A 24,215-nucleotide genomic window follows, 5' to 3' on the forward strand; every position below is an offset into this window, starting at 1 on the left:
GCGGTCAGGGTCAGGGTCAGGGTCAGGAAGAAGGCCAAGGACAACGGCTGGAGCCGGTGAACCGGCTGGAATCGGCGAACCGGCCGGGGCGGACGAGCCGGCTGCGGCGTGCGCACCGGCTCGTGCGACGGCTGAGGGAACGACTGGGGGAGCGGCTCGGACCCGGGTCGGCCCGGCGCCGATCCCGCGATCGGCGCACCGGCTATCTCGCGGACGACGCCCCGGCCCCCGGCGGCATCCGCCTCCAGCTCAACGCCCTGCAGGCCCTGTGCCGTCAGGCCTTCGGCGTCCGCCTCGCGGCCATCGCGATCGGCGCCCCGTTCGCGATGACGAACGCGACGGACGGCCCCCCGCGCTACGCGGTCCTCGCCGCGGCCGTCCTCGGCGTCATGGGCTCCTACGCCATGCTCAGGGACTGGGACCGTTTCGGGCCCCGCCTCCTCGCCCACCCGACCCTGATGGCCCTCGACCTCACCTTCGGCGCGGTCCTGCTCCTGACCGCGTCCCCGGCCTCCCCCCTCGCCTACGCGACCGTCTGCACCCCGCTCCTGACGGGCCTGTTGTACGGCTGGCGCGGCGCGGGCGTCTTCACCGGGCTCCAGCTCATCGTCCTGCTGACGGTGTTCCGGGCCTGGGAGCACCGGCCGGGCGCGGGCGCGAACACCCTCCTCATCGCGGGCTTCTGCGTCGGGGCGGGCGTCATCGGGGTCACCCTGCGCAACCTGATGTTCCGCTTCGGCACGGCCAGTCAGGCGCTCTCGGAGGCCACCTCCCGCCTCGCCGTGGCGGAGGCCGTGGAGTCCGAACGGGCGCGCCTGGCACGCGAGATGCACGACTCGGTGGCCAAGACGCTTTACGGGCTCGCGCTGGCGGCTGAGGCGCTGGCCGCGTCGGCGGACGACGCGGATCCCCCGACGCTCAAACGGCAGGCGACGGCCGTTGCCGACGCGGCCCGCGTCGCGGCCGCCGAGTCCCGCACCCTGCTGTCGGACCTGCGCCGCCACACGGACCTGACGGCCCCGGACACCGAACTCCTCGCCGAACTCGCCTCCCTCGCCGCGTGTTTCGAGTCCCGCACCCGCCTTCCCGTCGCCGTACGGCACCGGGGCGCGGACCCGGTTCTCCCCAGCGCCGCGGCGCACCACGTCCTGGCGATCGTGTCCGAGGCCCTGGAGAACGCCCACCGGCACGCGGGCGCGAACGGAGTGACGGTCGAAATCGACGTATCGGCGGTCGAGTTCGCGCTGTGCGTAAGGGACGACGGAGTGGGGCTGCCGACCCCGGCGACCCCCGCCGCACTGGCCGCCTGGACGAGATCCGGCCATTTCGGCCTGCTCGGCATGACGGAACGGGCCGCCTGTCTCGGCGGCCTCATCGCCCTGGACCGATCCCCGCGGGGAGGCGCCGAGATCCGTCTGACGCTTCCGCTCCCGGCGGCGCCCCTTCCCGCTTCCCCCACTCTCCAAGAGGAGGCCGCACATGCCTGAACAGGCACTTTCCGGCCCGCCCCTGCGCGTACTCGTGGCCGACGACAACCCGGTCGTACGAGCCGGACTGGGCGCGCTCCTTGACGCGCACCCCGACATCGTGGTCGTCGCGGCGGCCCGGGACGGCGAGGAGGCGCTGGCCTGCGCCGCCCGCCTCGTGCCGGACGTGGTCCTCCTCGACGTCCGCATGCCGGGCACGGACGGTCTCACCGCGCTGCCCGAACTGTCCAGGATCGCCCCGGTGATGATGCTGACATACAGCCGCGAACCCGAGGTCGTGGCGGAAGCCCTGCGCAAAGGCGCGGCCGGCTATCTCGTCCATGGTGAGTTCACGGCGCCCGAACTGATCGCCGCCGTGCGGGACGTTCGCGCCGGGCGCCCGGCTGTCCCGGATTCACTCGGACTTTCGCACCAACCGACCGCATCCTCTTCGCAGCTGCAACCATCTGTGTCACAGTCGTCGGAGGTCGGGCCCGTACCGATGGCGGGACTTCACCGCCGCACGCTCAACCAGCCCGACTTCGGCCTGAGTTCAAGGGAGGTGGAGGTGATGGACCTCATCGCCGCCGGCATGAACAACCGCCAGATCGCCGCCACCTGCTTCATCACCGAGAAGACCGTCAAGAACCACATCAACCGGATCTTCGCGAAGCTGCACAGCACCTCGCGCAGCGAAGCGATCGCCCGCTGGCTGGGCACGGCCCAGGAAGGGTGGACCCGATGACTCCGTCCCTCCTTCCCCGCCAGGGAAGTTGGGCCCCTGGGCCCACTCGGAGTAGGCGGCCTCTCACGTACGGTGCTCGGGTCGTAAGTGGCGTCGAGCGGGAGGGCAGTGCTGATGAGCGGCTTCACCATGTGGACAACAACCGTGGTCTCCCGGATGCGGGGCAAGGGCCGGGACGCGGGGGCGGGCTTCGTGGAGTACGCGGGCCTGATGATCATCATTGCGGGGATCTTCACGTTGATCGACAGTCTCGGCTTGGACGGGCTGATCTCGACGGCGATTCTCAACGCGGTCAACGACGTCATCGGCGGCTGACCCTCGTTCAATCACGAAGCGACCGGGGTCAGACTCTCCCCATCTACATTTGGTTGACGGGGATTCTGCTCTTCTCTGCCGTTGCCTTCTTCGTCTTCGCTCAAGCAGCGTCCGCCCGGAATGGAGCTCAATCCGCGGCGGACGCCGCCGCGTTGGCGGCCGCGCAGGACACCCGGGACGAGCTGATGGCCCGCCTGGAAGGCGCCATCGGCCATGACGACGACTGGCTGGACTGGCTCGACGGCGACCAAGAGGTACCCGGGGCCGGAGCCGCCGCGGCGGCACAGCAGTTGGCCGGGGAGAACGACTCCACTCTCCAGGGCATGCAGTTCGTCAGAAGGAACGGCTACCCGGGATTCCAGGCCGACATCCAGACCAACTACACCGTCGGCGAGTCGATCATTCCCGGCACGGAGGGCATGCAGGCGAAGGCCCATGCGATCGCTGTGATCCAGCCGCGTTGCGATTTCGATCCGGCCGCGGATGCAGACAAGCCCGTCGAACTCGACTGCGACGGGGAGATCGTGGACATCGACCCCGGACACTTCGACCCGGACGACCTACCGGACGCGTCGGTGCTCTTCTCCGTGCACCTGGCCGAGTGAGAGGAAGCCGCACCGATGGACTTTCGGCACACGATGAAGGGCCGTAGGGCCCTGAGCGCGGTGGCGATCACTGTGGGGCTACTTCTCACAGTGGCGGGCTGTGGTGGGGGAGGTGATGGGAAGTCCGATGACCGGGGGTCTTCCCCGTCCGCTGCCGCAAGGAGCAGTAGTGATGGCGGCAAGGCGGAGTCTCGGACGCCGGAACCCGAGGCGGTCCTTGCCGAGGTCAAGGGGGAGAACGGCCTGACCTTGACGGTCACGTCCGCCAAGCGTGACCAAGGGGGCTTCGTGACCGTCGAAGGTACGGTCACGAACAATACGGACAACACCTGGATCGCGGCGAACTGGCGTGGCGACGAGCGCGAGTTGTCGAAGAACGGGGCATCCATCGCCGGTGCCAGCTTGATCGACCAGAAGGGCAAGAAGCGGTACTTCATCCTCCGGGACACCTCGGGCCGCTGTCTCTGCACGCAGTTCACCGGCGGCGTCCGTCAGGGCGCGACCACCCAATGGTTCGCCCAGTTCCCCGCACCCCCCGCCGACACCACCGCCGTCGACTTCCAGGTCGGCTCGATGCCCCCCGCCTCCATCGAGATCTCCGAGGGCTGAGCCATGGCCCTCCCCTCCCGCGCGGCCGCGACGACGTTCACGGCCCTCGCCGTGCTGATCACCCTCGGTCTTCCGGGTCCCGCCCACGCGGACGACGGCGACCCCAGCGCCCCGCCCGGCAGCGTCACCACCTCCCCGCCCCCCGACGTCGACGCCAACAGCCCCGGCCTCAAGCTCGCCGACGGCGCGACGCTGGCGCCCGCCAAGGTGCTGGACATCAAGTCGGTCGTGGAGGACCTCGGGGGAGAGGAGCGCCGGGAGGACACCAACTCGGACGTGACGTTCGCGCTCCAGGCCGAGGTGCTGTTCCCCAAGGACAGCTCGAAGCTCAACCCGGACGCCCAGTCCCGTATCCAGGCGATCGCGGACGAGATCAAGGCCCAGAAAGCGACGACCGTCCGCGTCTTCGGCTTCACCGACAACCTCGGCTCGTACGCGCACGGCCTGGCCCTCTCGAAGAAGCGCGCGGAGCAGGTCCACGACCGGCTGGCCGCCGCGCTCGGCTCGACGGACATCACCTTCGAGGTGCGCGGCTACAGCGAGGACTACCCGATCGCCGACAACACCTCCGAACAGGGCCGCCGCAAGAACCGGCGCGTGGAGGTGACCTTCCCGAGGGGCTCGGCCGCGGGGAGCAAGGCCTGACGAGCGCGTCACCTTCTCCAGGGCCGGGTCGCCTGGCAGCATGCCTCGGACGAATCGGTCGCGCACGAGGTCGCTGGAGTCCGTCATGAGGAAGATCGTGTTGATGAGTTCGGTGTCTCTCGACGGTTTCATCGAGGGCCCGAACCAGGAGATCGACTGGCATCAGGTCGACGCCGAGCTGCACCAGCACTTCAACGACGAGATCCGGACGTTCGGCGCCCTGCTCAGCGGGCGGGTGACGCACGAACTCATGGCCGCGTACTGGCCGAACGCAGACAAGGACCCGGAGGCCGGTCCGGAGATGACCGAGTTCGCCGGGATCTGGCGGAACATCCCCAAGGTGGTGTTCTCGCGGACACTCCAGCACGCCGACTGGCACACCACCATCGTCCGGGAGGTCGTGCCCGAGGAGATCCGGGCGCTCAAGGAGCAGCCGGGCGGCGACCTCTGCCTCGGCGGCGCGGACCTCGCCGCCACGTTCCTGCGGCACGACCTCGTGGACGAGTTCCGGATCTACGTGCACCCCGTGCTCATCGGGCGGGGCAAGCCCCTCTTCCCCGACTCCGAGGCGCTGACCGGGCTGCGGCTCGTCGGGACGCGGGAGTTCGGCAACGGCGTCGTCCTCCTGCGCTACGAACGCGACGCGGCCGGCGACGCCACGGGGCCCGCCGGCGAGTGAGACCGGGTGCCCCTTGCCGGCGCCGGGCCGATCGGTCATCCCGGTCGGCCCGGCCGCTCACCCCGCTGGTCAGCCCGGCTGGTGATCCCCCGTCGCCCCGTCGATCAGCTCCCGCAGGATGTCCATGTGGCCGGCGTGCCGTGCCGTCTCCTCGATCATGTGGACCAGCACCCAGCGCAGTGAGACCGTGCGGCCGTGCCCCGACGTGCCCGTGTCGTCGAGCCCCAGCTCGGTGATGGTCCGGTCGGAGGCGGCGCGGGCCCGGCCGTAGAACTCGACGATCTGCTCCGTCGTCTCGCCCTGGCCCGCGCTCATGTCCTCCTCGGAGAACGGGTCGAACCACAGCGGTTCCACCTCGCGCCCGAAGGTCGTGCGGAACCAGCCGTACTCGACCGAGGCCAGGTGCTTCACCAGCCCGAGCAGGTTGGTGCCCGACGGCGTCATCACTCTTCTGACCTGCTCGTCGTCCAGGCCCTCGAGCTTCCACAGCACGGCGTCCCGATGCCAGTCGAGACTCTCGTGAAGGGTCTGCTTCTCTCCGCTGGTGTAGGGCGTCGGCGCGCTTTCCGGATTCGCAGTCATGTCCGGAACGTAGCAGTGGCCACCGACAGCGCCGGCCGGGTTCCGAAGGCCCGGCTCCTCGCCGCCGGCGGGAGGCGGAGGCACTCGTTCGTCGTCGCCCGCGGAACGCGGCGGTGAGCCGCGGGGGCGGTCAGGAGGGGGTGCCGTGCGGCGTGCGGGGGCGGCCGAAGCGGGTCTGGGGCGATTGACCGAAAACCGACCGATGAAGGGCGCTCTGGGTGAGATGTCCCGTCCGGATGGCGGACGGGAACGGGGCGTGAACCGGGCGGTGTTCCGGGCCGTCCGCCGCGAATCTGCACGGGTTGTCCACATCGTTATCGAGAGGATGTCGCCCCGTCCGGTCGGCTCACGTAGGTTCAGGCCAAGGTAATTCGCGTCAGCAAAGCTGTGCGTGTGGCACCGCGCAGCGGAGGGGGCTGCGCGGTGCCGCCTTGCGTGGTGACGTGACGTCAGTCCTCCTGGACGATGACCCGCGTCCCGCGCCGCACTCCCCACCGTTCCATCGTCCCGGCCTCCGACTCCAGGACCCGCCGGGAGCGGGGCCTCGGCAGCCCCAGTCGCCCCGGACGCATCGTGCGCACCGCCAGGACCCGCGACGACCGGTCCAGATAGGCGACGTCGATCGCGAAGCGCATCCCCAGTGTGTGCACCGAGTTCGCCGGTGTCAGCAGCAGCGCGCCCTCGATCCCCGCCCGCCCGAGCAGCCCGCGCCGTCGGGCCCGTGCCGTCGCGGCGACCTCCAGGGGCACCGGCTCGCGCGTCCCCTCCGTGGTGTCCGTCGTGAAGGTGGCCATGGCTGCGAAGTTAGCGGTGGCGTCAAGCGGCGGCGCGCCACGCGCGTCACCCTCCCGGAGGACGTCGGGACAAGTCGGAGCCACACCCCACGAGTGGGTGCAGACCCATTGGATCTCTCCCGATCCTCCGCGATTCCCTTTGAATCAGCTGTGATCCGGCCATGATCAGGCCCGGAATCGATGGTTCCGGGCCCATCTCGGCGTCGCCGGGCGACTCCGGAGAGTAGTTGTGGCACGCGGATGCGCGCAGCATCACTTACGAAGGGTTATGGTGGAAACCCCCCCTCGGGCCGGTCCGTCTCCCCCCCACGGACCGGCCCGTTTTTTGTGCCCGTGACGGCCCGCCCGACAGGCGCCCCCGTGCGCCCCCCCCGGACCGGCCGCGGCCCGTGGCGGCGGATTCCGGTGACTCGGTGCTGTCCGGCCGGGGGATCGTGCCCGGAGTCGCCCACCCGCCGGACGTGGCGCCTGCCCGGACGTGCCGCTCCGTCGGGAGCCGTCCACGCCGGAGAGCCGTCCCTGCCGGGGGCCGAGCCCCCCTCGGCGGCCCCGAAGTTTTGCAGAGGTAGGCTTCGCCCCGGGGGACCGCCATATGGACAGGGACTGTGCTCGGGCGCGTCTGTCCGATTCGCACGGAGGGGCTGACAACACGTGACCTTGCGCGACAACCTGCGCCGTCTGCTGGTCAGGTTCTATGCACGCAGGGTGGAAGGCCACCTCGACCACGACCAGGTGCCCAAGCACATCGGGGTCATCATGGACGGCAACCGCCGCTGGGCGAAGGCGGCGGGTTCCACCACCGCCCAGGGCCATCGGGCCGGAGCCGACAAGATCGAGGAATTCCTCGGCTGGTGCTCCGAGACCGATGTCGAGGTCGTCACCCTGTGGCTGCTGTCCACCGACAACTTCGACCGGCCGCAGGAGGAACTCGGCCCGCTGCTCGGCATCATCGAGGGCGTCGTCCGCACCCTGGCCGCCGACGGCCGCTGGCGTGTGCACCACGTCGGCACCCGGGACATCCTGCCGTCCGGGATGCAGTCGACCCTCAAGGAGGCCGAGGAGGCCACCGCCCATGTCGAGGGGATAGTCGTCAACGTCGCCATCGGCTACGGCGGCCGCCAGGAGATCGCCGACGCCGTGCGCGCGATGATCCTCGACGCCGGCGAGAAGGGCACCTCCCTGGAGGACCTCGCGGAACGCGTCGACGTGGACCTCATCGGCAAGCACCTCTACACCGGTGCCCAGCCCGATCCGGACCTGGTGATCCGCACCAGCGGCGAGCAGCGACTGTCCGGATTCATGCTCTGGCAGACCGCTCACTCCGAGTACTACTTCTGCGAAGTCTTCTGGCCGGCCTTCCGCAAGGTCGATTTCCTGCGCGCCCTGCGCGACTACGCGGCGCGACACCGCCGTTACGGAGGCTGAACACCGGGGTGCCCCGCGTCACCCGGGGCACCCTGAGGGGACGTACGTCATCGGGAGTTAACGAACGCGCCGTCATATGCCGTGGCATGGCTTGGCTCGTTCGAGGGCATAAGCCTTGCAGGTCGACACCCGAACCACGGGTGTCGGATCTCAGCGGACGGCACGGGGCCGTCCGCCCGGGAGGCCCTTTGCACCAGCCCGACCGTGCGGTCAGTACGGACGAAGCGGAGGGCCGGTTCTCGGCCCGTGCATCGGCGCCGCGAACCGGTCCAGATCTCCTTCGTCGCTCCCCGACCTCATCCGAGGGGGTACGTCCTTCCGTGGTGACCAGCACAAAGCGCCGTAAGCCAGACCGGCGCACCTATGTTCTCGACACCAGCGTCCTGCTGGCCGATCCCAACGCCCTGAGCCGCTTCGACGAGCATGAAGTGGTGCTCCCGATCGTCGTGGTCACGGAGCTGGAGGCCAAGCGGCACCATCCCGAACTCGGCTACTTCGCCCGGCAGGCACTGCGCCTGCTCGACGAGTTCCGGGTCCGGCACGGCCGCCTCGACTCCCCGATTCCCGTCGGGGACCTCGGCGGGACGGTTCGCGTCGAGCTCAACCACTCGGACCCCAGCGTCCTGCCCAGCGGGTATCGCCTCGGGGACAACGACTCCCGCATCCTCGCGGTCGCCCGCAACCTCCAGGCCGAGGGATACGACGTCACCGTCGTCTCGAAGGACCTGCCGCTCAGGATCAAGGCGTCCTCGGTGGGCCTCCTCGCCGAGGAGTACCGCGCGGAACTCGCCATCACGGGTTCTTCCGGATGGACCGGAATGTCCGAACTGACCCTGCCCGGCGAGCAGGTGGACGTCCTCTTCGAGGAGGGATGCGTCTACGCCGCCGAAGCGGCGGACCTGCCCGTGCACACGGGGCTGATGATCCAGTCGGAGCGTGGCAAGGCCCTCGGCCGCGTCACTCCCGAGGGGAACGTCCGGCTCGTGCGCGGCGACCGCGAGGTGTTCGGCATCAAGGGCCGCAGCGCCGAGCAGCGCATCGCGCTCGATCTGCTGCTCGACCCGGACATCGGGATCGTGTCGATGGGCGGCCGGGCCGGCACCGGCAAGTCCGCGCTCGCGCTCTGCGCGGGCCTGGAGGCCGTCCTCGAACGCCGCCAGCACCAGAAGGTGATGGTCTTCCGGCCGCTGTACGCGGTGGGCGGGCAGGAACTCGGCTATCTGCCCGGTTCCGAGTCCGAGAAGATGAGCCCCTGGGCCCAGGCGGTCTTCGACACGCTCTCCGCGGTCACCAGCCGCGAGGTCATCGAGGAGGTCACCGCGCGCGGCATGCTGGAGGTCCTGCCGCTCACGCACATCCGCGGCCGCTCGCTGCACGACGCGTTCGTGATCGTGGACGAGGCCCAGTCCCTGGAGCGGAACGTCCTGTTGACCGTTCTGTCCAGGATCGGTGCCAATTCGCGGGTCGTCCTGACCCACGACGTGGCGCAGAGAGACAATCTGCGTGTCGGCCGATATGACGGAGTGGTCGCCGTCGTCGAGAAATTGAAGGGCCATCCGCTCTTCGCGCATGTCACGCTGAATCGTTCCGAGAGGTCCCAGATTGCGGCACTCGTGACCGAAATGCTGGAGGACGGGCAGATCTGATCCCGACTGTCCCCACCTGGTCAAAGGGTGGTGGATGCATGTTGGTTGGCGCCGTCCGGCAAAGGTGAAAATCCTAGCCGGGCGGCGTCTTGCTGCGCTCAGGTTTCCTGGAAACAGTTGAGGCAAACGAGGTGTGAGCTTTCACACTCGATGCGAAATTGCCTTGCGGCGCGGGGGAACGGCTAGAGTCTCACTCCTGTCAGGCCCCGCATACGACACAGCTGTACCCCCAGCCGTACCGCAGCACCGGAACCTCAGAACTCCATAGAGCCGTCGTATGCCGCCCGCGCACCACGTGGCGCTCCCCGAGCGGGAGTTGCCCACCGGGCCCGTGCCTCCCGTGACCCCGCAGTTGGGAGGCCAGCGCCGAGGGGCACGATTGCGTCCGCGAGGGTCACCTAAGCGGGCGATGCTGGAAGGAAACCCGTGTGAGCCGGATCTCGGTCCGGGGATTCGCAGTGGCTTCGGCCACCGCGGTCACCGCTGTCGGAAGTGTCGTTGGAGTTGCCTCGGGCAGCGTCGCCCAGCCCTCGATCGATGCCGAGGCGACGGCGAGCGACTCGACTCTCCTCGCTGACATACCTGCAGGCCAGCAGGCCCAGGTGCAGACCGCGTCCCTGACGCAGCAGGCGGACGCGCAGGCCATCGCCGCCGACGCGAGCGCCAAGAAGGACGCGGAGGCCGCTGCCCGCAAGCAGGCTGCCGGCGACGCCGTCGCGAAGCAGCAGGCTGCGGAGGAGAAGGCCGAGAAGGAAGCCAAGGAGCGCGAGGAGGCCAAGAAGGCGGCCAGCCGCTCGGCGACCCGTGACGCCTCCAGCTTCTCCGTCCAGTCCTCGTACACCGTCGCTCAGATCCAGGCCATGGCGCGCCAGATGGTTCCGAGTGCCCAGTTCCAGTGCTTCAGCAACATCGTGAACCACGAATCCAGCTGGAACTACAAGGCGGTCAACGCCTCCTCCGGTGCCTACGGTCTCTTCCAGGCCCTGCCCGGCTCCAAGATGTCCTCGGTCGGCTCCGACTGGCAGACGAACCCCGCCACGCAGATCAAGTGGGGTCTCAGCTACATGGACGGCCGTTACGGCAGCCCGTGTGAGGCCTGGTCGTTCTGGCAGGCCAACCACTGGTACTGAGCCGCATGCCGCACGCCGGCCGCTCAACCTTCCGAAGCCCCTCCCCGTCCTAGGGGGAGGGGCTTCGGCCATGTACGGTCGGACCCGACGACTCCTGGGGGGAGTGGTGGGGAGCAGCGGGGGAAGAGGACGCATCATGTCGCGAGTACCAGGATGGCTCGGCCGGCTCGGAGCCGGACTCACCGAGCTGGGAGAGCGGTTGGACGAACGCCGCGCCGAGGTCGAGCTGGAGTCCCAGGGCGCCCTCGGTGACGACGGCGTTCCCCACGTGCGTGCGCAGGCCGGCCCGTCCGGCACCCCTTCGGCGGCGCCCGAGCCCCCGGACGGCCGGGAGACCGACACCGAGCCGTCCGCGCTCCCGGTCCAGCGCCCCTCCGAGGAGACGGCCGTGCAGGCCGCACCGGCCGTGGACGTGCTGACGCCGCACCGTCCCGACCCCACCCTCGCCGTGCCGTGGGGCGTGCGCGTCGCAGCCGAGGCCGGCTGGCGGCTGCTCATCCTCGCGGGCACCGTCTGGGTGCTGATGCGGGTCATCAGCGCCGTGCAACTGGTGGTGCTGGCCTTCGTGGCCGCGCTGCTCATCACCGCGCTGCTCCAGCCGACGGTGGCCTGGCTGACCGGTTACGGGGTACCGCGCGGGCTCGCCACCGCGCTCACCGCGATCCTCGGCTTCGTCATCATGGGGCTGGTCGGCTGGTTCGTGGTCTGGCAGGTCCAGGAGAACATCGACAACCTCTCCGGCCAGATCCAGGACGGCATCGACGAGCTGCGCAAATGGCTCCTCAAGGGCCCGTTCCACGTGACGGACAAACAGATCAACGAGATCGCCAAGAACCTCCGCGAGGCGGTCGGCGCGAACACCGATCAGATCACCTCGGCGGGCCTCCAGGGCGTCACCGTGATCGTCGAGGCCCTCACCGGCATCCTGCTCACGATGTTCTCGACCCTCTTCCTGCTCTACGACGGCAAGCGGATCTGGGAGTGGTCGCTCAAGCTCGTCCCGGCCGCCGCCCGGCCCGGCGTCGCGGGCGCGGGCCCGCGGGCGTGGCGCACCCTCACGGCCTACGTCCGGGGCACGGTGATAGTCGCTCTGATCGACGCGACCTTCATCGGTCTGGGCATCTACTTCCTCAAGGTCCCGATGGCCGTGCCGCTCGCCGTGTTCATCTTCCTCGGCGCGTTCATCCCGCTGGTGGGCGCGGTGATCTCCGGGGCGCTGGCGGTGGTGGTCGCGCTGGTGACCCAGGGCGTCTTCGTCGCCGTCATGACCCTCGCCGTGGTCCTCGCCGTCCAGCAGATCGAGGGGCACATCCTCCAGCCGTTCATCCTCGGCCGAGCGGTCCGCGTCCATCCCCTCGCGGTGGTCCTCTCGGTCGCCGCGGGCGGCATGGTCGCCGGCATCGGCGGAGCGGTCGTCGCGGTCCCGCTGGTCGCGGTGACCAACACCGTCGTCGCCTACCTGCGTTCGTACGCGCGGGAGGCGGACCTGCGCCATGCCCCCGAACCCCGGGGCGCCACCGCGCTGGACGCCTCCCCGGCCCAGCGCCTGACACCGTAGGGATTCCTCCCCGGTCGTGCCGCCGCCGGGAACCAGCATGACCGGAGCCCCGCTCACCCCCAGGTGAGCGGGGCTCCGAAGGTCCGGGCGGGTCCCGGCGTACGCACGGCCGCCCGAGCAGACGTTCTGTCCGCCGCCCGTAGGAGTGTCGGCCCGAAAGCCCGAACCCCCGTACAGAGTCGGTCATTCGAACGACCGATGAGGCCCAACGGCAAGCGAGAAATCTCAACTTCCGTCAGGTAGTGCGACTTTCGCTGGAATATGCGCCCCGACTGGTACACATGACCCCTCGGTGTGACGAGTCAGGCATCAGTGCGAAGTGCCGGAAGTTCCAAGGGGAGTGATGGCGGGCATTCGGGATTCCCTTGGCAGGGTCGGATACGACCTGCTGTCGAACGCGCTGAGCGAATGCCAGGGCACGCTGGCGACGGGGAAACTGCGCGTGTCCGGAACACCCGGGGGAGTCTTCCATCTCCGGGACGGCTGCGTCGTCGCCGTCGAGAGTCCGGGCGCCCCCGGTCCCGAGGCGCGGTTGCTGCGCTCCGGCCGGATCAGCGGCGAGCAGTGGGCCGAACTGCTCCGGGAGGGCGGGGGCACCCGTTGGCCGGAGGCCGGGCTGATCGCGCACGGGTACGCGGGGGCCGCGCAGTTGCGGGTCGTCTGCATGATGGCCATGCAGGACGCGGCGTTCGCCGTCGTGGCGGGCGACGTGGAGGCGTGCGACCCGCTGGACGCCGCCTTCGAGCCGTACGCGCCGGTCGAACTCGGGGAGGCCCCGGGGCGGTTGCTGCAGGACGCGGCGAGGAAGCTGGCCGCCGTCGCCGCCCTGCCGCGGCCCGTACGGCCGGACCGTGAACGGCCCGTGCCCGCCGCCGTGCTGCCGGACGAGGTCCGCGACCGACTGCCCGCCCCGCAGAGGGAGTTACTGGCCCACGCGGACGGCCGGCGGACCGCCCGTGACATCGCCTTCGCGACCGGCCTCGGCGCCTACACCGTGACGGTGGGGATGGCCCGCATGCTCGGCGAGGGTCTGCTGGAACTGCCGGAGAAGCCCGGCCCGGCCACCGAGGTCACCGTGCGGGTCCCGCCGAGCGGAACGCTCCGGCAGCGGCCGCCCGCCACGACGGACCCCACCGAGTCCTCGCCCCAGCCCCCCACGGCATCCCCCGAGGACCCAGCCCCCCGGGATCCTGCGCCGGTACCGGAGTCCACCCCGACAGCCCCATCCGACCAGGACCCCACCCCATCCCCGGACCCCACTCCGCCCCCGGACTCCACCCCGACGCCGGAGCCTGTGCCGCCCCCGGACTCCGCCCCGACTTCGGAGTCCGGCCCGGTTCCGGACTCCGTCCCGGCGCCGGATTCCGGCCCAGAACCGCGCCCGGACCCGGAGCCCGGACCTGCCCCGGACTCGGAGCCCGGCCCTGTCCCGGAGCCCAGCCTGGCCCCGGAGTTCGGCCTGGCGTCGGTGCTCGGTTCCGCCCCGGAGCCCGGCCGGGCAGCGGAGCGCGACGCGGGGGCCGGCGTCGGCGCCCCCGTTCCGTCACTGCCCCGCCGGGAACCCGGCGCGAACGCACCGTCCCTGCCGCGCCGGGAACCCGGCGCGAGCGGAATCACCGAAACTCTCGCCCCCGAAAGGGCCGAGGCGAGCTGGAAAGGGTTCTTCCGTCTCCGGCACCGAATCTGGGCGCCGGACTCCAGCACCTGAATCCGCATACCTGTCATCGATCAAACGCGTCCGATAACCAGGGAGTTCACCGAATGAATCACGAGGCACTGGCCAGGGAAATGAGGGGCCTCCGGGAACAGGTGCCCGGAATCACGGATACGGCGGTGGCGGCCGCCGACGGAATGCTCATCGCGGCGGACACCGCCGACATCATCGACCCCGAGAGCCTCGCCGCGATCGCCGCCGCGGGCCTCGGCATCGCGCGCCGCGCCACCGCCGTGACCGGCAGGGGCACGTTCCGACAGACAGTGACGTACGGCAGCCAGGGCCTCGCGGCCTTCTACGCGGTCGGCGACACCGCGCTGATGATCGTCCTCGGCGACGAGGGCCTCGACATCGAACGGCTCCACGAGCGGACCCGGCCGGCCCTCGGTCGCATCGAAGCGATCCTCACCGGCACCGACCCGGAACCGCTCGTCGGAGCCGTGCCCGAAACCGCGACCGAAGGGGTATGACGACATGGCCAGCAAGCGAATGACGCCGGGGTTCTCCGACCAGATCATGGGCCTGGTCAAATCACTGCGCACCGACGCGCCGGACTGCCTCGCCTCCGGTGCGGTCGACATGTCGACCGGGATGCTGCTCTCGTACGAGACCGTCGACAACCATCCGCCGGAGGTGCTGGACCTGCTCGCGGGCGCGACCCTCGACCTGTTCCAGGGGCGCACGGTCCAGATGATCGAGGACGTCTTCAAGGAACGCCGCGGCATCGAGTCCGACGCGCACTTCTTCCAGGAGATCCTCGTCAACAGCGACAACCTCACCCATCTGTTCGTACGCATGAACGACACGCAGGACGTGGTCGCCGTGGTCGTCTGTCGCAAGGCGGTCAACGTGGGCATGCTCTTCGCCCAGGTCCGGCGCGTGGTGAAGGAATACAGCCTCTGAACGCGAACCGGTGGCCCTCCCCGGCGGGGAGGGCCACCGGTGGGTGGCGCGTGACGCGGACGGCGTCCTACTCCGTACGCAGCCCGTCCGGCCGCATCAGCCGGATCAGCGGCGGCAGGCTGAGGAGTGTCACCAGTGCCACGACCGCCGCGCCGACACCGGTCATCGACAGCACGCTCGTCCAGTCCACGGCCACCGGGGTGTCCGTCATCTTCAGCAGGACCGTCCCGAGGGTCAGCCCCACCACCGACGCGAGCCCGAGTCCCAGCCCGATCGGGATCGCGGTCTGCCACAGCACCGACATGCTCAGCGTGCGGCGCCGGGTGCCGAAGGCGACCAGCGACGACAGCAGCTTCTTGCGTTCGCGCAGCTGCTCCAGCTGGGAGACCAGCAGGCTCGCGCCGATCAGCACGAGGACACAGGTCGCCCCGACGAACAGGCCCGTCCGGATGGACCTGAACTTCTCCGACTGGATCGTCGCCGTCCAGGTGCTGGGGTCGGCCAGCGGGTCCAGCTTCGCCGCGCTGTTGCGGACGAGTTCCCGCACGTCCGGCACCGACTCGTCGAGCTGGATATAGACCGTCCCGCGCACGGCGGCCGTCGCCTTCGCGGGCAGCGCGCCGGGCGTGAACAGGAATCCGCCGCGCTCACCGCCCGACGGGTCCTCGCGCGGCTGCGCCCGCTTGACCCCCTTCGGCACCGTCCAGGGGATCTCCTGGCCCTTGGCCGAGTCGTAGGACGGGTCGACGTACAGCTTCCGGCCGGCCTTGTTCATCGACGCGGTGTTCTCGTCCCACTGGGTGTTCGTCACCGCGAAGATGTCGCCGTCCTCGCAGGAGGGCAGCCTCGCCGCCTCCCGCAGGGCCGCGCAGTCGCCGACGGTCAGGGACGTCTGGAGGCCCGGTTCGAAGCGTCCGTCGCCCACATCGGCCTGGCCCAGGGCCGTCGTGCGGGTGACGCCCTCGGTCGCGGACAACTGCCGGACCGCCTCGTCCATCGGGACCCTCCCCGGCACCTGGAGGGACATCTGGGCCCGCGTGAGGTCGTTGTCGCCGGCCCTCGAGTAGTCGCCGTCGACCCCCGCGAACAGCATCTGCAGGGCGATCGCCCCGGCCACCGCGACCGCGATGCCGTTGACCATACGGGCCGCCGTGCCACTGCTCAGCTGAAGCCTGCGGACGGCGAGTTGCCAGGCGACGCCACCGGAGTTCAGCCGGGCGACGACCGCCTCGACCACCCAGGGGAGCAGGGCCGTGACGCCGACCAGGAGCAGGACGACACCGCCGACGACGAGGTACTGGTTGAAGTCGCCGTCGTCCCGTCCCTGCCCGATCATCGGGTAGAGCAGGCCGAGGCCGCCGAGCGGCAGCAGCAGCCGCCACCACAGCCGGCGCCGCGCGGGCCGCGCCGTACGCACCACACCGAGCGGTTCGATCACGACTCCGCGCAGCGCGAAGAGCGTCACCGCGACCGCGGCGGCCGGCACCGCGACGACGACCAGCGCCACCAGGGCGGGCGTCGGGCTGAGGTCGCCCGGGAAGACGCTGACCCTGAAGACCGTGATCAGGCCCGCGAGCTGACGGCCGAGCAGGAAGAATCCGGCGCCGAGGACCAGCCCGACCAGGGCTCCGGCCAGCGCCTCCCCGGCGGCGATCCGCCGGGTCATCCGCCCGTCCGCGCCGACCAGCCGCAGCGCCGCCAGCCGGCGGTCGCGCCGCTCACCGCCGAACCGTACGGCCGCCGCGATGAAGACACCGACCGGCATCAGCAGCACCACGAAGACGATCAGCACGAGCAGGACCAGGACGGGATCCATCGGCTCGGACTGCGGCGTGGCACCGAAGTGGTCGAGGCGCTCCGCGCCGCCGCTGCTCCAGTCGCCGGGTCGCAGGCCTTCGGCCCCCGCGTAGTAGGCGAGTTCGTGCGGGGAGACGAGCCCGCTGTCGGCGATCGTGCCGCTCACGCGATAGTCGAGCCGCTCCCGCAGGAGCTTGCCGGCGGAGGACTTCAGCAGCCGGTCCAGCGCGGGCGAGACGACCATGTCGCCGACCGCCGGGAACGCGGACAGACCCGGCGGCAGCGGGGCCCGGGCCCCCTCGGGTTCGAGCAGCCGGCCGCGTATGTCCTCGTCGTGGAAGGTGGTGCCCGCGAGCGCGACGATCACCGTCCGGTCGGACTTCTTCCGCACCGTCGAGCTGTAGGTGATGTCGTTGCGGGCGGACTCCCGGGCCTGCCGGGCGTCCAGCGCGTTCGGGAACGACGTGGTGAGCAGCAGCAGCGCCACCCCGAGTCCGACCCCGACGGCCGTCAGCAGGACCCGCATCCAGGCCTCGCGGCCCCCGGTCACCGCGAACCGGGCGCCCATGGTCAGGTCGCGGGACCACTGGCGGGCACTCATACGATCCGCTCCATGTCCCGGGACCTGCCGTCCCGTACGACGATCTCGCGGTCCGAGTACGCGGCCACGCGCGCCTCGTGCGTGACGAGGACGACGGCGGCGTTCGTCGAGCGGGCCGCTTCGGTCAGCAGCTGCATCACGCGCTCGCCGTTGAGGGAGTCGAGCGCCCCCGTCGGCTCGTCGGCGAACAGCACGCGAGGTTCGGTGACGAGCGAGCGGGCGACCGCCACGCGTTGGCCCTGACCGCCGGAGACCTCTCCGGGCCGCTTGCCCCCGAGGTCGTCGACCTCCAGCCGTTCCATCCACGACAGCGCCGCGCGCTCGGCCTCCTTGCGGCCCCTGCCGTTCAGACGCAGCGGCAGCGCGACGTTCTCCACACAGGTCAGCTCCGGTACGAGCTGGCCGAACTGGAACACGAACCCGAAATCGGAACGGCGCAGCGCGCTGCGCCGGGCGTCGTTCATCGTCGCCATCTCGTGGCCGTCGTACATGATCGAGCCGGAGTCGGGCGTGACGATCCCGGCGAGGCAGTGCAGCAGGGTGGACTTGCCGGAGCCGGAGGGGCCCATCACGGCGACGACCTCGCCGGGATGGATGGAGAACGCGGCGCCGTCCAGCGCGGCCGTCGGTCCGTACGTCTTGCGCAGGTCCGACGCGGTGAGCAGGGAACCCGCGGGAGGGGCAGTCGTCATCGGACCGTCACCGCCTCGGCGAGCTTGTCGAGGCGGGCCGCGGTCAGTTCCAGCCAGCGCAGATCGGCCTCCAGGTGGAAGAGGGCGTGGTCGCAGATCAGCTGATCCGCCAGATCGCCCTTGCGTTTGCGTTCGGTCAGCATGCGCATCATGCGCAGGTGCTCCGAACGCTGGGTGTCGAGGATCCCGCTCGCGTCGCGGTGCGTCAGCAGGGCGAGGACGATCTTCGTGTACAGGGTCGACTGGAGGTACGGCTCGGGCTTCTCGGGCGTCGCGAGCCACTGCTGTACGTCGGTGATCCCGGCATCGGTGATCGCGTACCGCTTGCGCTCGGGCCCGTCGCCCGCCTCGATCCCGTCGACCTCGACGAGTCCGTTCCTGAGCAGACGCGACATCGTCGAATAGACCTGGCCGTAGTGCAGTGGCCGGTCGTGACCGAACTTCTCGTCGAAGGCCCGCTTCAGGTCGTAACCATGGCGCGGCCCGGACTCCAGGAGTCCTAGGAGGGTGTGACCGATGGACATGCGAAGCACTCTACACAGTGCGTATACACGCCGTGTATACGCACTGTGTAGAGGTCGGCGAAAGGGCGGTGGGTAAGGAGGGTGGCGGGGATGACTCGGCTGGTCAGCGCCGATTGTCACGGTTCTGAACCAGCCGGCGCGCGGCGCCGGGGCGGGCCGGTGTCAGGCGTCGGGCGGTGTGGGTCGGTGCGCCGCGCGTCGGGTGGTGCGGGCGGAGGCGCCGGGCGTCCGGCGGTGCGGGCGGGGGTCGTGCGCCGGTCCGCGGGGGAGGCGTGCCGGGCGCCGGTGGGTCGGTCGGCTCCCGGGTCTACCCCTCCAGGGGCTCCGGTCCCCCGGTCGCCGGCGGCCGCCCGCGGCGGGGGATGGGGCCCGTCCCGCCCGGCAGACGCCCGGCCTCGGAGAGCGCGCGGCGCAGCAGGAACTCGATCTGCGCGTTGGCGGAGCGCAGTTCGTCGCCCGCCCAGCGGGTCAGGGACTCGTACACCAGCGGATCGAGCCGCAGCAGCACCTGCTTGCGCTGTTCCGGCCGTCGCGGCGGGGTTCTTTCCGTCGGAGTCGTCACTGGCAGGGGGCCCTTCGTCTTCGCGGGGCGCGGTCCCCGTGGCTAGCAAAGTGATAACACTTTAGTCGTCATGGCAACCTTCTGCCCCTCCCGCTCGTCGGTTTCGTTGAGGCATGTGTCCAAGGCGTGCTGATTGTCACGTCCGGAAAAGACCGGATCGGCAGCCCTTTGTCATAGCGCGCGGTGTTAGCTTTCTGAGCTGACCTGAGCGACGAACTTGTGTGCCACACGAGAGTGAAGCGGAGCGGATCGACCCATGGGACGAGCGGAAGAGAGACGAGCGCGGCAGGCGCAGGGCCACCGCGCGGCGCCCCAGCGTTCGTCCGGACATCAGTCGGCGGGCCCCGAGTCCGGCGCGCAGCCGGGCGGCAGGACGGGCGGGAAGCCCCGCCGAACCGGCATACGCCGGTTCGTGAACTGGAAGACGGTCCTCGGGACGTTCCTGGGCTTCTGCCTGCTCGGCATGGGCACCTTCATCGTGCTCTACATGGTCGTGTCCGTACCCGAGGGCAACGCGGCCGCGAGGCGCCAGAGCAACATCTACCACTACAGCGACGGCAGCATGTTTGCGCGCACCGGCAAGGTGAACCGCGAGATCGTCGATCTGTCCAAGGTGCCCAAGGGAGTCCAGCGGACGTTCGTAGCCGCCGAGAACAAGTCGTTCTACAACGACTCCGGGATCGACCTCAAGGGCACGACCCGAGGCCTGGTCAACACCCTGTCCGGCAAGGGCAAGCAGGGTGGTTCGACGATCACCCAGCAGTACGTCAAGAACTACTACCTCAGCCAGGACCAGACCGTCACGCGAAAGCTGAAGGAACTGGTCATCTCGCTGAAGGTGGACCGCCAGAAGTCCAAGGACGACATCCTCGCGGGCTACATCAACACCAGCTACTACGGCCGCAACGCGTACGGCATCCAGGCGGCGGCCCAGGCCTACTACCAGGTCGACGCCAGCGAGCTCGACGTCAAGCAGGGCGCCTACCTCGCGTCGCTGCTCCAGGCACCGAGCCAGTACGACTGGGCGGTCGCCTCGAAGACCGGCAAGAAGCTGGTCGAGGCCCGCTGGAACTACACCCTCGACAACATGGTCGAGCAGGGCTGGCTCGACGCGGGCAAGCGCGCCGGGATGAAGTTCCCGGTTCCCGAGGAGCCCAAGGGCGCGCCCGGCATGGAGGGCCAGACCGGCTACGTGGTGGAGGCGGCCGAGAACGAGCTGGCCAAGCAGCTCGTCGCCGATGGCACCGCGGCCGACCTCGACGACGCCAAGGCCCTGGTCACCGCGGGCGGCTGGACCATCACGCTCAACGTGGACAAGAAGAAGCAGGCCCTGCTGGAGAAGACCGTCAAGGAGCAGCTCACCAGCAAGCTGGACCCGAAGAAGCGCAAGGTCGACGCCAACGTCCAGGCCGGTGCCGTGTCGGTCGATCCCAAGACCGGCAAGGTCCTCGCGATGTACGGCGGCAAGGACTACTTCAAGCACTACATCAACAACTCGACGCGCCGTGACTACCAGGCCGCCTCGACGTTCAAGCCGCTGATCTTCGCGGCCGCCCTCGCCGAGGAGGCCAAGACGCAGTCCGGACGGCCGATCGTCGCGAACACCGTGTACGACGGCACCAGCCGCCGTCCCGTCGTGGGCAGCGACATCGCCTTCGCGCCGCCGAACGAGGACGAGCAGGACTACGGCGACGTCACCGTGCAGACCGCGATGAACAAGTCCATCAACTCCGTCTTCGCCCAGATGGGCGTCGACGTCGGCATGGACGAGGTGCTGAAGGTCGCCGGCAAGCTGGGCATGAACACCAAGGGGGTCCAGGCGGTCCCCGCGCAGACCCTCGGCTCCATGGGCGCGAGCCCGATGGAGATGGCGGGCGCGTACGCCACGCTGGACAACCACGGCAAGAAGGTCACCCCGGCGCTCGTCGCCAAGGCCGAGCACAAGGACCGTACGGTCAAGATGCCCGACGCCATCGGCGCCCGGGTCATCACCGAGGAGGCCGCCGACACGGTGACCTCGGTGCTCACCGGCGTGGTCGACGACGGTACGGCCCGCCTCTCGGTGCGGGAGAACCCGAACCGGGGCGGCCAGCAGGTCGCCGGCAAGACCGGTACGTCCGACAACAACAAGTCGGCCTGGTTCACCGGCTACACGCCGAACCTGGTCACCTCGGTCCTGCTGTTCGGTGAGGACGCCAAGACCCAGAACCAGGTCTCCATGAAGGGCGCCACGGGTCTCATCGCGGAGGGCGGCCGCGTCAACGGCGGTGGCTACCCGGCGAAGATCTGGGCCGCGTACACCTTCAAGGCCATGGGCGGAAAGGTCACCGAGTTCGACCTGAACACCACGTCGGGCGCGGCGGTGCAGCCGACGGACCTCCCCACCCTCACCCGGTCGCCGTCCAGCACGCCGTCCTCGACGCCGACCACCGAGGAACCGTCGTCGGAGCCGCCCACCAGCAGCAGCCCGCCGACGCCCACCAAGGAGCCCTCGACGCCCCCGCCGTCGACCACGCCCCCGTCCGCGCCGGTGGAGACCCCGACCGACGACATTCCGGACAACCCGTTCGACCAGAGCGACGAATAGCCCTTCGGCGGGTAGCCACGGGGACACGTGGACAGAAGGAGAGGGCGCCCGGGGATCCGGGCGCCCTCTTCGTTTCCCGCGGCGGACGAGCGGCCGGTCAGCTCCGGTTCAGCTCGAACCAGACGACCTTGCCCGTACTCAGCCGGGTCGCCCCCCACCGCCTCGCCAGCCGGTTCACCAGGAACAGCCCGCGACCGCCCTCGTCCGTGGCCCGCGCCTGCCGCAGCCGCGGCAGCTGCGGCACGTCGTCACCGACCTCGCAGCGCAGCACGTCCGTCCGCAGCAGCCGCAGCGTCACGGGCCGCGACGCGTACCGCACGGCGTTCGTCACGACCTCGCTGACCAGCAGCTCCACGGAGTCGGTCATGTCCTCCATGCCCCAGCGGGCCAGCGCCCGCCGGGCCAGACGCCGCGCCCGGCCCGGCGCCGCGTCCTCCGGCTCCAGGAACCAGTACGCGACGTCGCTCGGCGCGATCCCGTCGAACCGTGCCGCGAGCAGCGCGATGTCGTCGTCCCGGTCACCCGGGCCGAGCATGTCCAGCACCTCGTCGCACAGCGCTTCCAGCGGCGGCGGATGATCGGGTCCGGTCAGCGCCGCGACCGCCGCGAGCTTCTCCCGCAGCTGCTCTATCCCGGTCCAGACGTCACGCAGCCGCGACTCGACCAGCCCGTCGGTGTACAGCAGCAGCGTCGCCCCGGCCGGCGCGTCCAGCTCCACCGCCTCGAAGTCGACCCCGCCCACACCGATCGGAGCGCCCGGAGGCACCCGCAGCACCTCGGCCCGCCCGCCCAGGTGCAGCAGCACCGGCGGCGGATGGCCCGCGTTGGCGATGGTGATCCGGTGCGCCACCGGGTCGTACACGGCGTACAGGCAGGTCGCCATGCGGTCGGTGCCGAGCCGCTGCGCCTGCTCGTCGAGATGGTGCAGCACCTCCTGCGGCGGCAGATCGAGCCCCGCGAGGGTCTGCGCCGTCGTCCGCAGCTGACCCATGATCGCCGCCGACGTCATCGAGTGGCCCATCACGTCACCGACGACCAGGGCGACCCGGCTGCCCGGCAACGGGATCGCGTCGTACCAGTCACCACCCACGCGCGCCGTCTCCGCCGCGGGCAGATAACGGGACGCGAGCCGCACGCCCGTGGGCCGCGGCAGCGTCTCCGGCAGCATCGTGCGCTGGAGCTCGTCGGCGATGTACGCCTCACGCCCGTACAGCACCGCCTTGTCGATGCCGAGCGCGCTGTGCGTGGCGAGCTGCGCCGCGACCAGCAGATCGTCGGCCTCGAACGCGAGCCGCTCCGGGCGACGCAGGAACAGCGCCGCGCCGATCACCCGGCGCCGGCCGCGCAACGGGGCGAGGATCGCCCGCTGCCCGCCGGGGACCGGCAGATCGTCACCCAGCAGCTCGGGCAGCGCGGCCCGGGCGGCCGGCGCGTCCGCGAACACCGGACGCACCCCGCGCAGCACCTCGGCCAGGGCGCCACCGGGACGCACCTCGCACAGCTCGGCCGTCATCGCCGACAGCTCGCTCGGCTCCGGCCGCAGCGCGGACACGAAACCGCTCTCGGTGTCCCGCTCCTCGGGAATCCGGTCGGTGCGCCGCAGCCGCAGCACGAGAGGACCCGTCGGCCGCTCGTCGCCGACCGGCAGCGGGTCGCGCAGATAGACCAGGATCGAGTCGGAGAAGGTCGGCACGGTGGCCCGGCACAGCCCCATCACGATCTCGTCCAGGTCGATGCCCCGGGCGATCCGCCGGGTCGCGGCGCCCACGAAGCGCAGCCGGTCCCCGTCGCGCCGCATGGGCATGGGACCGCCCTGCGGCAGGCCCGCGCCGGAACGGCGCTCCTTGCCGCCCGAGGTCCGCGAGGACCGGTCCCGCTCGGCGTCCGGCTGGATCGGGATGCCCTCGGGCGCGGGACGCGGCCGGTGCGGATCGGGTTCGGTGGCCGAAGGCTGGGAGTGCTCGGGGCCGGACCCGGCGGCGGGCGACGACGAAGGCGTGTCGGTGCCGGAGGACGCGGACACGCCGACATCGGCGGACGCCTGACCGCGCGCCGCCTTCCGCTTGCCGCGCGGCGCGCCCGAACCGGGGCTCCGCGGCGCGTCGCCCGTACGTGCCTGTACCGGTAACGCGCCGGAACCGGGTACCTGGGACGGCTGCTCCGGGGTACGCAGGAGCGCCCCGCGAGGGTCCGCGGGGGCGGGCGGCCGGGCGGCGCCGCTCTGCCGTCGCTCGTGCGAGGTGGGGTGCTCCGTCACGCGTGTCGAGTCCATCCGTCCGGGGCTGCGCGCCGTGCACGCAGTTCGTCCCGCAGCCCCGATACCCGGAATGTGTGCCCCAGGAACGGATTCTGCGTGTCGTCGGCGCCGGGAGCGACGGCAAGGACAGCCGCCGCCCGGCTCGGTACGGCCCGCCGACGGCCGGGAACGACCCGTGCCGACAGGGGGGTGGTGGCGAAAGCCTCCGCCCGCGCGACCGTCGTGGCAAGCCCGCGCGGTGCGACCGGTCCCTGGCCGGCCACGCCGCCGTACGCCTCGTACCCCTCGCTCACGTCCTGCCGCCCCTCGGTGACATGTGGTCAAGCCCGGCTCATCCTGCGGGAGTTGTTACTGCCGTGCGCCCTTGCGGAAGACGATC

General features: G+C 70.6%; 22 protein-coding genes. 15 read left to right on the top strand and 7 right to left on the bottom strand.

Going from position 1 to position 24,215, the window contains the following annotated elements; genetic code table 11:
- Window positions 1-56: 56 nt before the first annotated feature.
- From ACFYW7_RS22035 to ACFYW7_RS22065, 7 genes are all read left to right on the top strand, one after another.
- Window positions 57-1,487, top strand: coding sequence for a sensor histidine kinase (locus ACFYW7_RS22035; RefSeq protein WP_389504844.1), 1,431 nt, complete (start codon window positions 57-59; stop codon window positions 1,485-1,487).
- Window positions 1,480-2,211: a response regulator gene (locus ACFYW7_RS22040; RefSeq protein ID WP_389504846.1), complete on the top strand. Its 732-nt coding sequence runs from the start codon at window positions 1,480-1,482 to the stop codon at window positions 2,209-2,211. The genes ACFYW7_RS22035 and ACFYW7_RS22040 overlap by 8 nt, the downstream gene beginning before the upstream one ends.
- Window positions 2,212-2,340: 129 nt before the next feature.
- Entirely contained in the window at window positions 2,341-2,526 is a 186-nt protein-coding gene (locus tag ACFYW7_RS22045) for a hypothetical protein (RefSeq protein WP_389505568.1), read from the top strand.
- On the top strand, window positions 2,523-3,131 hold the full coding sequence (locus ACFYW7_RS22050) for a pilus assembly protein TadG-related protein (protein ID WP_389505570.1): 609 nt from the start codon (window positions 2,523-2,525) through the stop codon (window positions 3,129-3,131). The genes ACFYW7_RS22045 and ACFYW7_RS22050 overlap by 4 nt, the downstream gene beginning before the upstream one ends.
- 15 nt (window positions 3,132-3,146) lie before the next feature.
- A complete protein-coding gene (locus tag ACFYW7_RS22055; RefSeq protein ID WP_389504849.1) occupies window positions 3,147-3,740 on the top strand; it encodes a hypothetical protein in 594 nt (197 codons plus the stop codon).
- A 3-nt stretch (window positions 3,741-3,743) separates the two neighbouring features.
- Window positions 3,744-4,385 carry an OmpA family protein gene (locus tag ACFYW7_RS22060; RefSeq protein ID WP_389504852.1) on the top strand — a complete coding sequence of 214 codons (642 nt, stop codon included), beginning with the start codon at window positions 3,744-3,746 and terminating at the stop codon, window positions 4,383-4,385.
- Between the two features lie 85 nt (window positions 4,386-4,470).
- Complete coding sequence (locus ACFYW7_RS22065) at window positions 4,471-5,064, top strand: dihydrofolate reductase family protein (protein ID WP_389504853.1); 594 nt, start codon at window positions 4,471-4,473, stop codon at window positions 5,062-5,064.
- 69 nt (window positions 5,065-5,133) lie between these two features.
- Here the strand turns inward: ACFYW7_RS22065 and ACFYW7_RS22070 are convergent, their stop codons facing one another.
- Together ACFYW7_RS22070 and ACFYW7_RS22075 are read right to left on the bottom strand one after the other, a co-directional pair.
- Entirely contained in the window at window positions 5,134-5,646 is a 513-nt protein-coding gene (locus ACFYW7_RS22070; RefSeq protein WP_389504855.1) for a DinB family protein, read from the bottom strand.
- A 449-nt stretch (window positions 5,647-6,095) separates the two neighbouring features.
- Entirely contained in the window at window positions 6,096-6,440 is a 345-nt protein-coding gene (locus ACFYW7_RS22075; RefSeq protein WP_389504857.1) for a DUF192 domain-containing protein, read from the bottom strand.
- Window positions 6,441-7,091: 651 nt separating this feature from the next.
- On the opposite strand from ACFYW7_RS22075, the gene ACFYW7_RS22080 reads away from it, so the two are divergent.
- The 7 genes from ACFYW7_RS22080 (at window position 7,092) to ACFYW7_RS22110 (ending at window position 14,816) form a co-directional block, all read left to right on the top strand.
- A complete protein-coding gene (locus ACFYW7_RS22080) occupies window positions 7,092-7,865 on the top strand; it encodes an isoprenyl transferase (RefSeq protein ID WP_389504859.1) in 774 nt (257 codons plus the stop codon).
- Window positions 7,866-8,185: 320 nt separating this feature from the next.
- Window positions 8,186-9,511 (top strand): PhoH family protein, encoded by a 1,326-nt coding sequence (locus ACFYW7_RS22085; protein ID WP_389504861.1) that lies wholly within the window; start codon window positions 8,186-8,188, stop codon window positions 9,509-9,511.
- A 428-nt stretch (window positions 9,512-9,939) separates the two neighbouring features.
- Complete coding sequence (locus ACFYW7_RS22090) at window positions 9,940-10,641, top strand: transglycosylase SLT domain-containing protein (protein ID WP_389504863.1); 702 nt, start codon at window positions 9,940-9,942, stop codon at window positions 10,639-10,641.
- 136 nt (window positions 10,642-10,777) lie between these two features.
- Window positions 10,778-12,199, top strand: coding sequence for an AI-2E family transporter (locus ACFYW7_RS22095; protein ID WP_389504865.1), 1,422 nt, complete (start codon window positions 10,778-10,780; stop codon window positions 12,197-12,199).
- A gap of 343 nt (window positions 12,200-12,542) precedes the next feature.
- Window positions 12,543-13,907, top strand: coding sequence for a hypothetical protein (locus tag ACFYW7_RS22100; protein WP_389504867.1), 1,365 nt, complete (start codon window positions 12,543-12,545; stop codon window positions 13,905-13,907).
- 53 nt (window positions 13,908-13,960) lie between these two features.
- Window positions 13,961-14,383, top strand: a complete 423-nt coding sequence (locus ACFYW7_RS22105; protein WP_389504869.1) for a roadblock/LC7 domain-containing protein — start codon at window positions 13,961-13,963, stop codon at window positions 14,381-14,383.
- Between the two features lie 4 nt (window positions 14,384-14,387).
- Window positions 14,388-14,816 carry a hypothetical protein gene (locus ACFYW7_RS22110; RefSeq protein WP_362397100.1) on the top strand — a complete coding sequence of 143 codons (429 nt, stop codon included), beginning with the start codon at window positions 14,388-14,390 and terminating at the stop codon, window positions 14,814-14,816.
- A gap of 67 nt (window positions 14,817-14,883) precedes the next feature.
- Here the strand turns inward: ACFYW7_RS22110 and ACFYW7_RS22115 are convergent, their stop codons facing one another.
- The 4 genes from ACFYW7_RS22115 to ACFYW7_RS22130 all read right to left on the bottom strand — a co-directional run bounded on the left by ACFYW7_RS22115 (window position 14,884) and on the right by ACFYW7_RS22130 (window position 18,992).
- Window positions 14,884-17,214 carry an ABC transporter permease gene (locus ACFYW7_RS22115; protein WP_389504871.1) on the bottom strand — a complete coding sequence of 777 codons (2,331 nt, stop codon included), beginning with the start codon at window positions 17,212-17,214 and terminating at the stop codon, window positions 14,884-14,886.
- On the bottom strand, window positions 17,211-17,906 hold the full coding sequence (locus ACFYW7_RS22120) for an ABC transporter ATP-binding protein (RefSeq protein ID WP_389504873.1): 696 nt from the start codon (window positions 17,904-17,906) through the stop codon (window positions 17,211-17,213). Before ACFYW7_RS22120 ends, ACFYW7_RS22115 begins: the two co-directional genes overlap by 4 nt.
- The gene (locus ACFYW7_RS22125) at window positions 17,903-18,430 is read right to left on the bottom strand and encodes a PadR family transcriptional regulator (RefSeq protein ID WP_389504875.1); all 528 of its coding nucleotides are present in this window, start codon (window positions 18,428-18,430) and stop codon (window positions 17,903-17,905) included. Before ACFYW7_RS22125 ends, ACFYW7_RS22120 begins: the two co-directional genes overlap by 4 nt.
- Window positions 18,431-18,737: 307 nt before the next feature.
- Window positions 18,738-18,992: a hypothetical protein gene (locus tag ACFYW7_RS22130; RefSeq protein WP_389504877.1), complete on the bottom strand. Its 255-nt coding sequence runs from the start codon at window positions 18,990-18,992 to the stop codon at window positions 18,738-18,740.
- A 256-nt stretch (window positions 18,993-19,248) separates the two neighbouring features.
- On the opposite strand from ACFYW7_RS22130, the gene ACFYW7_RS22135 reads away from it, so the two are divergent.
- Window positions 19,249-21,579: a transglycosylase domain-containing protein gene (locus tag ACFYW7_RS22135; RefSeq protein WP_389504879.1), complete on the top strand. Its 2,331-nt coding sequence runs from the start codon at window positions 19,249-19,251 to the stop codon at window positions 21,577-21,579.
- 97 nt (window positions 21,580-21,676) lie between these two features.
- Here the strand turns inward: ACFYW7_RS22135 and ACFYW7_RS22140 are convergent, their stop codons facing one another.
- Window positions 21,677-23,836, bottom strand: a complete 2,160-nt coding sequence (locus tag ACFYW7_RS22140; protein ID WP_389504881.1) for a SpoIIE family protein phosphatase — start codon at window positions 23,834-23,836, stop codon at window positions 21,677-21,679.
- Between the last annotated feature and the right edge of the window lie 379 nt (window positions 23,837-24,215).

The organism is Streptomyces sp. NPDC002580 (assembly GCF_042889485.1).
In the GTDB taxonomy this organism is placed as follows: domain Bacteria; phylum Actinomycetota; class Actinomycetes; order Streptomycetales; family Streptomycetaceae; genus Streptomyces.

Coding starts and splice junctions, on each gene's coding strand:
- ACFYW7_RS22075 (WP_389504857.1), bottom strand. CDS start 6,440: ATGGCCACCTTCACGACGGACACCACGGAGGGGACGCGCGAGCCGGTG.
- ACFYW7_RS22065 (WP_389504853.1), top strand. CDS start 4,471: ATGAGGAAGATCGTGTTGATGAGTTCGGTGTCTCTCGACGGTTTCATC.
- ACFYW7_RS22045 (WP_389505568.1), top strand. CDS start 2,341: ATGTGGACAACAACCGTGGTCTCCCGGATGCGGGGCAAGGGCCGGGAC.
- ACFYW7_RS22105 (WP_389504869.1), top strand. CDS start 13,961: ATGAATCACGAGGCACTGGCCAGGGAAATGAGGGGCCTCCGGGAACAG.
- ACFYW7_RS22060 (WP_389504852.1), top strand. CDS start 3,744: ATGGCCCTCCCCTCCCGCGCGGCCGCGACGACGTTCACGGCCCTCGCC.
- ACFYW7_RS22055 (WP_389504849.1), top strand. CDS start 3,147: ATGGACTTTCGGCACACGATGAAGGGCCGTAGGGCCCTGAGCGCGGTG.
- ACFYW7_RS22095 (WP_389504865.1), top strand. CDS start 10,778: ATGTCGCGAGTACCAGGATGGCTCGGCCGGCTCGGAGCCGGACTCACC.
- ACFYW7_RS22115 (WP_389504871.1), bottom strand. CDS start 17,214: ATGAGTGCCCGCCAGTGGTCCCGCGACCTGACCATGGGCGCCCGGTTC.
- ACFYW7_RS22110 (WP_362397100.1), top strand. CDS start 14,388: ATGGCCAGCAAGCGAATGACGCCGGGGTTCTCCGACCAGATCATGGGC.
- ACFYW7_RS22070 (WP_389504855.1), bottom strand. CDS start 5,646: ATGACTGCGAATCCGGAAAGCGCGCCGACGCCCTACACCAGCGGAGAG.
- ACFYW7_RS22040 (WP_389504846.1), top strand. CDS start 1,480: ATGCCTGAACAGGCACTTTCCGGCCCGCCCCTGCGCGTACTCGTGGCC.
- ACFYW7_RS22125 (WP_389504875.1), bottom strand. CDS start 18,430: ATGTCCATCGGTCACACCCTCCTAGGACTCCTGGAGTCCGGGCCGCGC.
- ACFYW7_RS22120 (WP_389504873.1), bottom strand. CDS start 17,906: ATGACGACTGCCCCTCCCGCGGGTTCCCTGCTCACCGCGTCGGACCTG.
- ACFYW7_RS22100 (WP_389504867.1), top strand. CDS start 12,543: ATGGCGGGCATTCGGGATTCCCTTGGCAGGGTCGGATACGACCTGCTG.
- ACFYW7_RS22135 (WP_389504879.1), top strand. CDS start 19,249: ATGGGACGAGCGGAAGAGAGACGAGCGCGGCAGGCGCAGGGCCACCGC.